At 35.0% G+C, this 14,733-nt stretch carries 9 protein-coding genes and 2 pseudogenes; 7 read left to right on the top strand and 4 right to left on the bottom strand.

Translation table 11 applies throughout. The annotated features are described in order from the left end of the window. Positions 1–216 precede the first annotated feature (216 nt). Complete coding sequence (locus QUF91_RS15690) at positions 217–3,993, top strand: S8 family serine peptidase (RefSeq protein WP_289418443.1); 3,777 nt, start codon at positions 217–219, stop codon at positions 3,991–3,993. A gap of 76 nt (positions 3,994–4,069) precedes the next feature. Here the strand turns inward: QUF91_RS15690 and QUF91_RS15685 are convergent. Continuing rightward, positions 4,070–4,345 (bottom strand): annotated as a pseudogene (locus QUF91_RS15685) (DnaA N-terminal domain-containing protein); the annotation flags it as partial. Positions 4,346–4,995: 650 nt separating this feature from the next. On the opposite strand from QUF91_RS15685, the gene QUF91_RS15680 reads away from it, so the two are divergent. The 4 genes from QUF91_RS15680 (at position 4,996) to QUF91_RS15665 (ending at position 10,172) form a co-directional block, all read left to right on the top strand. Then, positions 4,996–5,394 (top strand): VOC family protein, encoded by a 399-nt coding sequence (locus QUF91_RS15680; RefSeq protein ID WP_289418442.1) that lies wholly within the window; start codon positions 4,996–4,998, stop codon positions 5,392–5,394. Between the two features lie 887 nt (positions 5,395–6,281). Further along, a complete protein-coding gene (locus tag QUF91_RS15675; RefSeq protein ID WP_289418440.1) occupies positions 6,282–6,542 on the top strand; it encodes a hypothetical protein in 261 nt (86 codons plus the stop codon). 1,475 nt (positions 6,543–8,017) lie between these two features. Further along, a complete protein-coding gene (locus QUF91_RS15670; protein ID WP_289418438.1) occupies positions 8,018–8,833 on the top strand; it encodes a C39 family peptidase in 816 nt (271 codons plus the stop codon). Between the two features lie 241 nt (positions 8,834–9,074). Then, positions 9,075–10,172 (top strand): TolB-like translocation protein, encoded by a 1,098-nt coding sequence (locus tag QUF91_RS15665; protein ID WP_289418437.1) that lies wholly within the window; start codon positions 9,075–9,077, stop codon positions 10,170–10,172. 622 nt (positions 10,173–10,794) lie between these two features. Here the strand turns inward: QUF91_RS15665 and QUF91_RS15660 are convergent. After that, complete coding sequence (locus tag QUF91_RS15660; protein ID WP_289418436.1) at positions 10,795–11,271, bottom strand: GNAT family N-acetyltransferase; 477 nt, start codon at positions 11,269–11,271, stop codon at positions 10,795–10,797. Between the two features lie 558 nt (positions 11,272–11,829). On the opposite strand from QUF91_RS15660, the pseudogene QUF91_RS28145 reads away from it, so the two are divergent. After that, positions 11,830–11,934 (top strand): annotated as a pseudogene (locus tag QUF91_RS28145) (hypothetical protein); the annotation flags it as partial. A gap of 85 nt (positions 11,935–12,019) precedes the next feature. After that, a complete protein-coding gene (locus tag QUF91_RS15655; RefSeq protein WP_289418435.1) occupies positions 12,020–12,376 on the top strand; it encodes a hypothetical protein in 357 nt (118 codons plus the stop codon). Between the two features lie 243 nt (positions 12,377–12,619). Here QUF91_RS15655 and QUF91_RS15650 read toward each other — a convergent pair whose 3' ends face one another. Both QUF91_RS15650 and QUF91_RS15645 read right to left on the bottom strand, forming a co-directional pair. Next, positions 12,620–13,159: a hypothetical protein gene (locus QUF91_RS15650; protein WP_289418432.1), complete on the bottom strand. Its 540-nt coding sequence runs from the start codon at positions 13,157–13,159 to the stop codon at positions 12,620–12,622. A gap of 11 nt (positions 13,160–13,170) precedes the next feature. Then, positions 13,171–14,406, bottom strand: a complete 1,236-nt coding sequence (locus QUF91_RS15645) for a DUF6138 family protein (RefSeq protein ID WP_289418430.1) — start codon at positions 14,404–14,406, stop codon at positions 13,171–13,173. Between the last annotated feature and the right edge of the window lie 327 nt (positions 14,407–14,733).

Here is a 14,733-nt window from a genome sequence, read left to right as displayed (position 1 = left end):
GGAATTACTTTGAGTCATTTCTCATTTGAAAGTTCTACTTTTTCATTAAATTAATAGGAAGATAGATTTAATCTCTATTTGATAAACTGATACTAATTATCAATATTTTAAAATGTTTAAATATTCTGATATTAGTATTATCTCCTTTGTGATAAATTGGAAATATCACACTAAACTGAAAAGTGTGACAATTAAAGGCGGAGGGGGAAATGAGATTTGAAAAAGTTTAAGTTTACGAAGTTCTTAAGTAGTATTCTAGCTTTCGTTATGGTGCTTTCTCTATTTGTTCCATTGTCAAGTGCTAGTGCTGAAGAATCGAAACCATTCAAGCAGGATAGTCAAAGTGAAAGTATAATTGAACTAAAGGCTGCTATCGCTGAACAGCTAAGCTTGTCTAAAGATGGTCCAACTCTTCACGAAAGCTTACAAAATGTATCAGGCAATCAAGATGTTGCAGTCATCGTTCATTTATCTGAAAAGCCTGTAGCACTAGAGCAAGGAATTAGCCAAGTCAAAGGCCAAAAATTCTCTAATGCCCGAGCAAATGAAGTTCGTTCAAATGTAAAAGCACAACAAGCAGAAGTTAAAAAAGAGTTAGCTGCTAAAAATGTTCAGATGACTCAAGGATACACATTTGATACTGTTTTAAACGGTTTTGCGGCAACTGTGAAAGCAAATGATCTCCCAAAACTGCTTACAGTAGAAGGAATTACATTAATCGAACCTGATGCAATTGTTTACGCATCAGAAGATAATACGATGAAATCATCGGAACTTATTAAGGAAGATCAATTAGAAGCTCAAATGAATACAAGTAATTCTTTCCTTGGCATCGAACAGCTTTGGAAGGAAGGACTTGAAGGACAAGGAATAAAAGTAGCAGTATTAGATACTGGTATTGATGTAGATCACCCTGAGTTTGCTGGAGTTTATAAAGGTGGAAAAAACTTCATTCCGAATTCAGCAACTTACACGAAGCCTCGAGCAGATGACGATGCATCGGAAACATCGCCTGCGGAACGTCCAGCCGGGACACCTGAATTTAATGAAAAGGGAAGCGCGTTCTATACTTCTCACGGTACACATGTTGCTGGAACAATTGCAGCAATCGGAGCTAACAAATTCGGTATTAAAGGAATTGCTCCAAAAGTAGACCTCTATGCTTACCGTGTTCTTGGGGCATACGGAAGTGGATCTTCCTCTGGTATTGTTAAAGCAATTGAAACTGCTGTAAAAGAAAAAATGGACATTATCAACCTTTCACTTGGTGGTGGACCTAACTCAGAAACGGATGCAGGTTCATTTGCTATTAATAATGCAATGATGGCCGGAACAATCGGAGTGATTGCAACAGGGAACGATGGACCGGATCGCGGTACAATGGGTACGCCTGCAACCGCTCGTTTAGGAATTGCTGTTGGTAACACAACAAATCCTGAAACAATGTATAACGGGGAAGTGAAAGTTAAAGTTGGCAACTACAACTTAACAAAACAACTTCCATTAATTGGAACGACTTTTGGGAAAGATTTAGCAACACAGCTTCAAGGAGAATTTGACCTAGTTGCTGTTCCTGGAAACGGGGAAGTAAAAGACTATGCAGGAATTGATGTAAAAGGTAAAGTGGCATTGATTTCTCGTGGTAGTATCGCATTCGTCGATAAGATTGCGAATGCAAAGGCTAATGGAGCAGTTGCAACAATTATTCATAACTTTGCTGGTGGAACGAATGCACCGAACATTTCAGGCGCATTCATAGGTGATTCATTTGAGTTCCTGCCATCATTTGATATGTCCCTAACGGATGGTGCTGCAATTCGCGCTGCTTTAGCAAGCGGAACCGGAAAAGTAAGCTTTGGTAAATTTGCTTCCACAACTACACTGGGGGATGATGTAAACGATTCAAGTTCACGTGGACCATCTACACCAAACTTTGATATTAAACCAGATGTAAGTGCGCCTGGAACAAACATTATGTCAACGATTCCAAAGTATAAAAAAGATTTCCCTGATGCAGATTATGGGGAAGCATATGGTCGTAAAACAGGAACTTCAATGGCAACACCTCATATTACAGGTATTGTTGCATTAGTTAAACAAGCAAATCCTGATTGGAACGCGTTCGATGTAAAAGTGGCGCTTTCTAATACAGCTAAGGTTATTGATAAAACAAAATACGATGTGTTTTCTCAAGGTGCAGGGCGTGTAGATGCTTATGCAGCAGCTCATCCAGAAATTCTTGCCTATGCACTTGATAGCGCAATTTTAGATGGAACTGGTGTAGTTACAGAAAACTTGAAAGGTACAGTTACTTTCGGCCCGCAATCACTTAAAGACCGAGATATTTCTGTAACGAAACAAGTTTTAGTAAAAGATATTAAAGGAAACGGCGGCAATTATAACGTATCAATTGATGTGACAAAAACATTTGGTGATGCAACTGTTACAGTAGATCAGCCAACATTTAATCTAAATGGTGAGCAACTTTTAAATATTACATTAACTGCTTCACAAGCTACGGCACCGAAAGGCTCTGAAATACTAGGGTATATTTACATCAGCGGTGGAGATACAGAAATTTCATTGCCATTCGCAGCTGACTTTGGCGGCGCGGCAGCAACTGAAATTAAAGATTTTAAGATTACAGAAACAGACCTATCCTTTAACGGAGATGGAGTGAAAGACTCAGCTGTACTTTCATTCACATTAACTGGAGATGTAACAACTAATTATATTGAGCTTTGGGATATTATGAATCCTAAAGGTGGAGAATACGGAGACGGCTACATTGGTTATCTGCATGCAGGTACTGCGCTAGGAAAAGGCTCTTATACGCTGAAGATTGGTGGGCAGTACAAACCATGGGGAACAGCACCTGCCACAAAGATTCCAGATGGTCTGTATACAATTGACTTCACTGGTCTTGCAGCATCAGGAGTAGTTTCCGACTATGTTGGACCAATTATCGTGAAAACGACTAAACCAGAAATTACTGGTTCAGTAGCTAAAGGTGTTGCTACAGGACAGGTAACAGATAAGTATATCGACTACAATGAAGAGTTATATTTATACGGTTTAGATTACAATTTAAATGATAAATTAAAAGCTTCCTATGTTTCGACGGTAAATGGCGAAGTACAAGCTCCAGTTGCTTTTGAATTAAATCAAGACGGTAGCTTCACATTCCCAGTAACAGCAGAAACAAATGCTGTATCAGTAATAATTAAAGACGCTGCCGGGAATGTTGGTGAAGCGAAGATATATGAAAAAGAAGTAGTAGAACCAAAAGTAACACTTTCTGTAAATCCAACTGAGCTAAAGCTAACAGCTGGAGAAACTGCACAACTTAAGGTAACAGAAACGTCAACGCCTGCAGAAGGTGCTGCAACAGAGGAAGACGTAACTTCAAAAGCTACTTATGTTGTTGGAGATGAAAACGTTGTAAAAATAGTAAATGGATTAGTAACTGCAGTAGGTGAGGGTACGACTACAATTACTATTTCATACGGTGATAATGAAGTTACTGTAAATGTTACAGTTAAAGCACCTGTTGTAGAACAACCAATAGTAACACTAGAAATTGATCAAGCTCAGGTTGAAACTAGAATCGGTAAAGAAGTTCCAGTTAAGATTACTGAAGTAACTACTTTTGATGGTAAAACAACAGAAAAAGATGTTACAAAGCTTGCAACCTACGAAGTAGCGAATGATAAAATAGCTACTGTAAAAGCAGGGGCTGTAAAAGGAAAAGGTCAAGGTAATACGACGATTACAGTAACGTATGGTGAGCACACACTAACATTTGATGTGTTGGTTGTAAAGCCAGGCAACGGTAATGGAAATGGTAACGGAAATGGTAATGGCAACGGAAACGGTAATGGTAATGGTAATGGTAATGGCAACGGAAACGGTAATGGCAATGGCAATGGTAATGGTAATGGCAACGGAAATGGAAATGGAAATAAAAATGAAGTTACCGAGGATGAGTTATAATTAATTTCAGTTCAAGCAAAAAGAGAAATTGCACAGCGCAATTTCTCTTTTTGGTATTGCTTGTTTAGTTCGTCTTCGGTAAATCGAAATCAGTCATGGTTTTTTGATCAACAAAGTTAATAAGCAACTCTTCACCTGTAAGCTCCGTTAATATACATTTAATCAAGTGCATATAGTGATTCTCAAGCCAGTCTCGAGCAAACGAATTTGGCGCAGAAATCGTCACAGTTGCGTCACTACTATTGTAGGACAGTAATTTTGTAGACTTTATCCACGTTTCGAAGCTTGGTTTAGAAATTTCTTGTCCAACCCGAACCAGGACATTTTTCCAAAGTTCTTCTAAATGTTCCAAGCTGCCAGTCCCTTGTACTGAATTCTTTAAGGTTTCATCTGACATTTGTCCATTTACTTCAAGTTTTTGCTTTGCAGGTTCGGCTTGTTCATGCATTGCTTGGCTGTGATTAACCATCTGTAGCTTCCCAATCTCTGCGGCTAAGAAATTGATATTCTGATCTACTCTATCAAAACGCTGTTCAATTTTATCTAGACGTTGGTTCATCTTTTGTTGTTCTTGCTTTATTTCTTCTAGCAATTCGATAATTAAGTTTTCGTTTGTCATATTGATTACTCCTATGTTGTTTAGTGTAGTAAAGTAGTGAGGCATACAGGCTATTTATTGTAATAAGTCAAGCTTACTTTCGACTACAAGACGTTGATCCACCTATCAAAGCGTTGATTCATTTCTGGCTTCATTTCATTCAACACTTTCATAATTCCTTTTTTGAATTCTTCCATTGGTGGATACCTCGCTTTCTGAATATGTACTATTTAAGTATATAACATGTTCTCTCAATTGAGGCAAAAAGGCGAAAGCACTCTTTTTTCTTTTCATTGACAAACCTTTTTGTCGCAATTTACTGATACAGTAAAAGTTGCAATTTAAATAACGTTTAATCAAATGTATTGAAAAGAAAATATATACCATAATCTGGAGGGGTTAAGATGATTTTTGAACTGACTACTCAAGTACGAGTATCTAATATTGAAGAAGGGCATAAGTGGTATGAAACACTGTTAAACAAAAAACCTGATTTCATACCACATGATGGTTTTGTAGAGTGGGAACTCATACCTGGTTGTTGGTTACAAGTAGCAGAGGGGAATCTTACTGAAGGAAATGGCCCTTTACGTTTAGGTGTTACAAATATTGAAGCTGAAAGAGAAAGACTTATAAAAGAACTTAACATTGATAACTTTGAAATTTACTCAAGACCAGAAGTTTCAGCTAAATGGGGAACATTTACTGACCCTTGGGGAAATCGTCTTGGATTTTTTGAATACTTAGATAAGACTGAAGAAGAATCACGGATAAAAGCTATTATCGGAAAAGAGGGAGTTTAAATATTGTACTAAAAGGGCTTTACGTTAAGAGCGTTTCTTTGGATTTGGTGGTGTGTATTGGGGAATCATTTTATTTTTACGATATTTTTCTACAACTTTTTAAGACCAAAACGAAGAAGGCTATATGGATGGATTTAATAGAAATGGAACTAATCAGGCGTGTTGATTAGGAAAAAATAGGTTTATTATTGATCGATGAAAGGGTTTTTCTTGTTGCTATTTAGTGTCCGAGCCCCAAAACAGAATGGCTAAAGCTACTTTCGTTCGTTTTATAGGAATACTTTGAAGATTTATCGAAACAAAATCGCTCTTTATCGAAACTATTTGAGCTTTTATCGAAACAAAATCTCATTTTATCGAAACTATTTGGGCATTTATCGAAAAACAAGCTCTTTCTATCAAAGAAATCAACCACATGTTATGATGAAGAGCTTGTAGTGTAGGGCTACTCGACGCTCGCTAGCAGGAAGCCTTGCTCTGTGCGAAAGCGAAGCGACTGCAACAAATTGTTTTATCTGTGCGAAAGCAACAAAGCGAGTAGCCCGTAACGGAAATCAGATCCTTCTAATTTAATTGGGGTGGATAAAAATGGTTAATCAACACACCTGGGAACTAATAAAAGTATAGTTAAAAGAGGTAAAGGTTTAGGTGGATTGAATACGGCTCTTAGCCAAGCGCATATTTTGGTGAAAATCCCCAAAAACACTTTTTAAAATTTTACGTCAATAATCGACATGTTAATTGTACTCATTGCAAAACTTTGTAAATTAATGGTGCATACACACATGTTATTAATATCTTGAGAATATAATAGACTAAATGCTACGTGCAATTTAAGCTTTTAATTGATTTATTAAGGAATTAGGATGATACGAAGGAGTGTAAAATTGTCGATTTTAAATCCTCAATACGCATTTTTAAAGAGTGATTTTTATAATCCTAATTTAACTCAAGCAGAACTGAAGGTTGAAAATATTTCTGAAGAGGTACGAAAAAATAATGAACTCGTAGGAAATACAAAAATAGCATTGAAAATAATACCACCTAATGTATATATAAAATTAAATCGGATGATAGGGTGCTTCTTATTGATACCAATAGATATTTATTGTATTGCGGCTTTGGTGGTAGCTGAATTCTTATCATAATAAAAAGTTAAAACCATCATACAGCATAACAATGGAGGTGTTCTGTGGTTGGATCAATCTAATGTTAAAATCAAGTTCTACCTATCAATATCTTATATGTTGCCACATATACCCCTCACACTATGAAGCGGTGGCGTGGTAGGAGTTAGTAAAAAAATTAATACAGAGCGAATTCCTATTATTGGAATTCGTTTTTTTAGTTTGTGTTGCAGGTCAGTAGAAGAAATTTTTAGCTTGTTCAACAAACGGGGTCAGATTCTTAATAAGAAAAGGGATATTGTGACGGATTACGCTTAAATTAACTAGGGCAGTTTAGTTGAATGAGGAAAAAATTACATATATAAAATAAGGCAATACATTGTTAAGATTTGATAGGTCGGTCAAATATTCTATGGAAAGAAGTTAAAACGGGGGGGCGTTTCTCCAAAAAGTGGAGATGTTTTAAGAAATTTAATTGAATACGGATAATTAAAATTGAAAAAGAAGGAAAGTGTTTTTATGTGGGGATGGGGAGAGATTCTTTCAGGTTCTATAGCAATATTTATGTTGATATTTGGAATTTCTTACCGAAGGAATACCATGATAAGAATAGTAGGACAAGTTCGGGGAATGGGACAATATTAGGTGAGCTATTTGCTGCTGTTTTAACATTTAGTCCTTACTACGTTCCGAAAGTATTCTTTATTTTATCAGGAATATTTTTATTGATTTGTATTGTCATTTCGAAAATGTAAGTATTAAATACACCGATATTACTCGGCGTATTTGAATAAGTACCCTCCGCCATTCATAAGTTATAGGTTTATTATTGTAAAATATTAATTTCTCACCAAGAGGCTGGGACAAAACTCGTCAGAACCTTAAAAAGCACTAGAAATCAATTTTAGACGTTGCTTTCTAGCGCTTTTCTTTTGTGATATTTTTTAATTTTGCTTTATAAAAATACTTATGTCCAAGCCTCTTTATGAATTTAACAAAAAATGAATTGATCCTAAACTAGGTAATACCCACTTGAACTATATTATGGGTACACTTTTTCTTTTTGTTAATATATTTCTTAAAAAAAGAGAAAATTCACAATATTTGTAATGGTAACTGAAAGATGATAAAAATCTCCTTGTTTATACAAAATACTATGGTAATATCGACATGTAGTTGCGAATACATGCCCTACGATTGACCATTAAGGAGAGAGGTGGTGATAATTATCTGAATATTTAGATAATTATACTGTTTATAGATGATTTCCATTAGACAGTAACTTTGGATTTTTATAGGTTGGTTACAGGGAGTATATTTACTTCTGTATCTACTTGTTATTTATCGCGAAATTTTAGTGGTACGACGAAATGCGAATAAAATAATCTAATTATTTAAACACAAAGGAGGATCGAAATTGAAGAAAACGCTTCTTATTGCAATGCTTAGCTTTTTTGAATCAAAGACACAATAAAATAAAGATTGGAGGATAAATAATGAAAAAATATGCTTTAAGCGCTTTATTTTTACTTACAATGAGTATTGGTGCATTACCTGAAAATTCTAAGGCAGCTTCAGAAGAAGAAAATGATAGTGGTGTTTCGAATTTTGATACAGATTATATGGAAAACAAAGAATATTATGATGAATTGGCGAAACAAAGAGATTTGGAAATTGCCGAAAGAGAAAAACGAGAACGAGAACAAGGTTTAGCGCGCGCTGCCGCCTATTATACAATACCAGTTACCTATAATAAGCAAGCGTATACCAATTTTTGTGGCCCAGCGGCAGGAAGACAAGCTTTAAGTTTCCACAAAGCAAAAAGTAAGAGTAAAGAAAGTTTACCATCCCAAGAAAACTTTGGTGTGACTATTGGTGTTCTACCGGAAAAAGGACCGACAAGATCTACAGATTTAAGAAACGGTTTAAATAAATATAAAAATGTATATAGTTTTAGTTCAAATCCTTATATAGTAGGTAGGATTATTGACAGCAAAGATCCTCAAACAACATTTATTTCACGTATTACTGATACCTTAAAGGAACAAAAAACAGCACCAATCTTATTAACAGAAACAGAATGGATAAAACAGTATAAAGGTACAAATTATCGTCATTATGTAACAATAAGTGGATACAAAGAATCCGATAAGACTCTAAGGGTTGTAGATCCAAATCATCATACAGAATTCACGGGAACTGGAACATATTGGACATCTATCGGAAGTGCAACGGATACGACTACAGATGGTAAAGGTATTGCAAAAGCTGTATATATAGCTGATGGTGCTAACCCTGCAATGATTTGGTAAAAAAACAAAATTAAATAAGGCTCAACGCCAAAATCTGTTCTTGATTGAAAATGAATACAAAAAAGCAACTTTATCTGCTAAGTTAAGAGTACCACTAAACAACAAAGTAAGGTATACAGATGCACTCTAACGATTTTACTTGAGTGCAATGCTGAATGGATTGAATACCGATACGACTCTTAGTCAAGCACATGTTTTGGTGAAGTGCCTTAAATAACTAGGTTTATTTGGGGAGATAATTTTGAAAAAAAGTGCATTAGTAGCATTTGGATTAATTGCCGGTTTAGTCATTGTTCTACTAGTTATTTTTAAAGTAGTTCAAAACAATAACAATGCTGAAAATGAGACGCTTGAATATTATCAAATAGTTGATAAAGATTTTAACAAAACAGTAGATGTTCCTTTTTCTAGCATAACTTCTTTTAGAGGTAACGCTAGCTCAATTTTCATGAGTGTAGATCATAAGAGTTCATCTCGTCTAGATAATAAAATCATTCAATATAATCGAAAGACTCAGACATACAAAACTATATTTAATAGCAAATTTAAATTTCCATCTGTCCAAGGTTTAGAAATGAATGATAATTGGTTAGTGTGGGTTGATGCTGATGAAGGTGGGGGACAAAAAAATCCGTATTTAATGAATTTAAAGACGAATGAAATACAACCATTAACACAAGAAAATGATCCAAATATCCATAATGCTTTTCCTGTACTCGTTGAAGACTATGCAGCTTGGATAGCAATGGATATAAGGACGAGCAAGCCGAAAGTTATGTTAAAAAATCTAAAAACAAATGAAACTGAAAGTATATTCGATTTAAACACTCATACATTTATGAATACGTTTTTATCTGCAAAGGATGGAAAAATATTATTTACTGATGAAAAAAATAATGTTGGTTATCTATATTTATACGATGTGAAAAGTAAAGAAATCGAAGAAATAAAAACGGACTATCAATTTATTGGTTGGGCAAGTTTGTTAAATGGTCAACAATTTATTTATCTAACATTTAATGATCCTAGTGAACCTACAGTTGATGAACAAAAACTTCTTTTTTATAATGTTTCTAATAAACATACGCAAGAAGTTGTTTCGGATGTAAATGTAAATGATCTTTACACAGATTTTAATAATCAAGTGTTTTTCTCTTATGATGATAAATCTTTTATGAAATTTAAGGTAAAGAATAATTTACTGGTTAAAAAAGGGGAGTTAGAAACACCTGACATTTACAGATTTTCTGGAGAAAATGGTATCTATATTATTAACCAAGACCCTTCAGATGAAAAACGTAAAAACAAATTAATTATCCAAAGTGAACTCTCTAATTAAAAAATTGGCTGTCCCCAATGATATTAGCCCCTTTAAGTAGACAATGTTAAAAGAGCTACAGTAATCTGTCATTAACATTCTACTTAAAGGGGGTTTTTTAATGCCTAGAAAAATAATTCGTTGACAAATGAGTTGAAATTGGAGACTGGTGAAGAAGACTCTCTTCTAAAGAAGATTTAATAAAACAATATTAGGAAAGTATGATGACGATTGAAGAATATTTAAAGCGAAAACCCTATAAGAATCCTGAAATTTTAGTTTTTGAAACAATACCAAAAACATTTGGTAGGTATAGCACCAATGACGAGGGGACAGCAATGTTACTTCTTCCGGAGTGGAAGCAGAGAGTTACCACGAGAACTTGCCAAATAGAAGGATGATTGAATAAAAATATTATGTAAACTATGTGAAGGCACTCAAGGGATATGAAGTAGAATAATTCAATTAGCACATCCAAAAGAGTATGTAATCCTTACACATTTCAATGACATTTTCGTCTTAGTCAGTTTATCCGCAATGACAATCATATGTGTAGGTTCAATTCCTTGTATCCTAATGCCCACAAGTAAGGGGCCAACAGAAAAAATCACTCATGTCATGACGAGTGATTTTTGAAAATCTATTAGATGTTTAGGTGCATAACAATTTGCTCGCCAATAGGTCCCATTCTTCTTTCCCCGTTATCGACAAAGCCAACTTTTAAATATAAATTTTGAGCGGGAATATTTTTATGATTAACGACTAAAACGACTTCATCACAGTCTTTAAATTCTCTCTTAATAAATTCAGATAGTGCAAGCATCCCTTTTTTTGCATAGCCGTTTCCTTGCTGCTTATGGTCAATTGATAATGCTGTAAGTAGCAAAGCCTTTGGATTGCTAGAGTACTCTTTTACTCTTTCTGTTGCGTGTAGGACAAAAAAACCTACAGGTACATTGTCGCTCAAAATAACAATTGGATACTGTCCAACCATTTCGATCGAAATCTCTTTTGGAAGGGCAGTAAATTGACATTGTTCTTCCGGAAGTTCAAAGTCATTCAAAACATCCACAAAGTTTTTTGAGAAATGTACTAATTCAATGGCGTTAGTTTTTTGCATAAAAATTGCCTCCTTTTTAATCATTTTAGCAAACAGAACAAACGTTCGTCAATATAGATAAATGAATCCTAATCAAATTCGTCTAAAGGACAATGCCGATTTTCACATAGTAGCGCTAACTTAACAAGCTTCCAAAAAATAATATAAAAGATATGATGCTAGCTAAAAGCAATGTTAGAACGATTGAAATAAAGCTTCTAAGCATAGACATTGTATTGTTAACATCTTTCATTCCAATGAGCGTTAAGAAAAAACATAGGATTGTTAATAGTAAAACAACATTCAATGGATGGAAATGAAGGTATGCGACAAAAAAGTTTATAAAAGTTGCAGAAAAACTTGCTATGAAAAATAAAATAATACAGCATAAAGACATGAAGAATGACCACAAATTCAAATTGATTCCCATACTTTTCCTCCTTTTTTACTTAAACGAACTTAAATGAATCTTTGTTCCTGAAGTTCTTTCCATTCAAAAACGATTAATAAAAGACTCTCAAAAATAGAATGTGATAGAACGATGAAGCGGAAGGGGAATTAGCTAGAAATACCCCTTTACATACGCAAGTTTCAGACGGTGAGGAACGCATCGATATTATTCAACTACTTCTAAAACGAGGTGCAAATCGAGAAATTAAAATGTTTTTGGAGAAATTGCGTTAGATATAGCTAGAAGCAGGGAAGAAACACTCATTATGAAAGAGTTATTAAAAAATGAATAGGGTTAGTGCTAGACGAGGAGGGATAAATGAGTTTTCAAACAGGTATAAGGGTTATGAAGTATGAAGCGACTCTTGATGGTATGAAGGTCAATATACCGGAGCATTTAATGAACGATAAAAGTATGCGGTTTGCTGAGAATGTCAGAAATCAATATACCGCTAAATTAGAAGAGCTGGCTAGGTTTTGTGTAGAATTTGAACATGTTTATCCAGAGGCAACGATAGAGGATGTAATGAAGAAGCTACATTTACCTATTTTAAAGGTGGATGAGGTAGGTGAACGCTTTACCTACACGCAGAATGAGCTTGATGAGGATCATTTAATTGATATTGAATTTGTGGGTGTAATGGAAAGCTTTATTTCTGTAGAGGTGGATGGCTAAAATATATTCAAAAGCAGTAAGCTCGTAGTCAACTAATGCATTAACACTTGTCATGCAAAATAGCCAGCTATCCGAAAAAAATTTCAGATAGCTGGCCATTTGTTGTGCGTATCGTAAAGGTGCACTCTTTTTAATATTATTTCATAATCCTACGATCTTGAAAGTTTTCATGATATACATCCATGCGGACGCAAGTATAATAAGTGACACACTCATAGCACTGCCCCTTTGTTAGCCTTCTAATCAAATTGTTTCCCATAGCTTTTGGCGGTTCGCCAATAGTTCAAGTAGCTCTGTCAAACTCGGAGCTAAATCTTTTCGCATATTTGCGATATTTTGGAATAAGGGTATCGCTGCACGCATTTGATATTCACTGTAAACATAGTAGCTAATAAAAGCACATTCTTCATAGCCGCGTGGTTCCTCTTCCCATTCCTCCTCATCTTCAACTACTGACCAAAGCCATTTTTCCTGTAGCAATTCATCCATATGCTGCACAGGGCTAGATGTCAGCTCATCCCAAGTAAAAGCAGAAGCAACTGCAATATATAACTGTATTTCTTCCTTCTTTACACTTTCTACAGATCGATTCGGTAATGTGTGTAAAAGCTGTTGAATAACCCATGGTGTTACCTGCCATAGAGTGCCTTGATGTTCAATTAATTGTGCAAGCTCACCATATTGCTCCATTTTTATTAATTCTGGAATTTTTGTACCTCTTCCGTATGCAGTTGTTAAACGGTGCCAAGGTATCGTTAACATTTCTTGATAGGCAATTTGCATGAAAATACTCCTTAAATAAGTTCTTTTATAATCGCCTCAAAGCGTGTGCGATATGGTTCTGGAATGCGCATAAATGCTGAACTTGTAAAGTCATTCAAATGGATGATGCCAAAGCATGTATATAAAAGCTGTGCTACAGCCATATCTTTATATTCCTCAATTTCTTCGTTTTGTTCGAGAGGAATATATGGACAAAGCTCTAGAAGTGGCGTCGTCATAAATTTTTCGAACCATTGTAAGTTGTCATTTATGCTCATAGCTTGTTCAAAGAAAGCATCATACGGAACTTCTTGTACAGATTGTACCGTACATACAAAGACGGGCAATGTTTCCGGTGTTAGTCCAAATGTTTTAACATAGGCTTTCGCAAAGTATTCAGGCATTGGTGAATGGTCACCATCGCATTCATACATATAATCGATAACGAGCTTGCCGTAGCTTTTATCGTATAAACCAAGACCAAAAACGGCGAATGTACTCGGCATCGCAGCCTGTTCCTCATCGACATCTTGATAAAAATGATATTGTGCCATCGCCTTATAGCTATACTCAGCTAGTGCGGCATGTAGGCTAGGGTAACTGACAGCTTTAGCGAAGAAGTGATGTGATGATGTAACTGGTAAATGCTCGATTGGTAGCACTAAGTTACTCTTACCTTCATAATGAATGTTATAGCTTTTAGGGAAATCTTCTTCTAATAAAGCATTTAAGTAAGCTAATGATTGGCGATAAGCCTCTTCGCTTTCTTCTTTAATTTGAATCGTAATCTTTGCCAGCACATCATTTGCTTGGCAAAAAATCAGGTCGGATTCCATTTGTTGTTTATGTGCTGGTAAAGTGCCAGAGCCAATTGTAATTAATGAGTTGTACGTTTCTGTATCTAATTCTTTAATGGTTGCTAACAATACTTTAACTGTTAAATATTCAAAACTTGCACCATATTTTCTTAGATTTATTGCAAAGTAGCTTAACAATGGTATGTAGGTTAATGATCGGTGCTTGTTAGTGAAATTAGAAAGGCAGTAGCGCTGTGTCTCAAAGCCAAGCTCTTGACGAAATGCATCTAACAATGCGAGCTGTTGATAGTGGCAAAGTACTTCATGCAGTGTGATGTCGTTCAGTGAAAAAGAAGGGGTGATGATTTCAGAAGTATAGACATCTGTTTCAATTTTATATTGTTTAGAAAGTAGCTCTTGCTCAAGTTGTAGCCATAATGTTTCATTTTTGGTGAATTGCTCAATTTTCATGGTATTGCCTCCCGCTGTAAATATATTAATGCTTGCTGTAACATTACGGAAAAGAATCCCCTATTCCGTAGAAGATAGAACAAATGAAATTATATCCCATGTTACAGAAGAGATATATTTTGAAAACTACAAGTATTTATTAGATAGTGGCTTTGCAAACAAAAGGGTAGCATTTGATGGGTCTATTTGTAATAATTGACTTATTAAAGAGTAACATAAAATACCTTAAAATTGGATTTTTATTGCTACTCTTTTGTTCTGGTTCAACTTTAAATATTAATAGTACATAAATTTTTGTTAGAGATGGAAAAATAAATTAAGACCCTG

The sequence above is a fragment of the Lysinibacillus sp. G4S2 genome (assembly GCF_030348505.1).
In the GTDB taxonomy this organism is placed as follows: domain Bacteria; phylum Bacillota; class Bacilli; order Bacillales_A; family Planococcaceae; genus Lysinibacillus.
The sequence above is the reverse complement of the archived record's forward strand: the minus strand, read 5'-3'. Positions and strand labels throughout refer to the sequence as shown.

Bases quoted from the DNA above. Each gene is read 5' to 3' on its own strand.
- QUF91_RS15660 (WP_289418436.1), bottom strand. From the start codon at position 11,271: ATGCAAAAAACTAACGCCATTGAATTAGTACATTTCTCAAAAAACTTT.
- QUF91_RS15670 (WP_289418438.1), top strand. From the start codon at position 8,018: ATGAAAAAATATGCTTTAAGCGCTTTATTTTTACTTACAATGAGTATT.
- QUF91_RS15680 (WP_289418442.1), top strand. From the start codon at position 4,996: ATGATTTTTGAACTGACTACTCAAGTACGAGTATCTAATATTGAAGAA.
- QUF91_RS15650 (WP_289418432.1), bottom strand. From the start codon at position 13,159: ATGCAAATTGCCTATCAAGAAATGTTAACGATACCTTGGCACCGTTTA.
- QUF91_RS15645 (WP_289418430.1), bottom strand. From the start codon at position 14,406: ATGAAAATTGAGCAATTCACCAAAAATGAAACATTATGGCTACAACTT.
- QUF91_RS15655 (WP_289418435.1), top strand. From the start codon at position 12,020: ATGAGTTTTCAAACAGGTATAAGGGTTATGAAGTATGAAGCGACTCTT.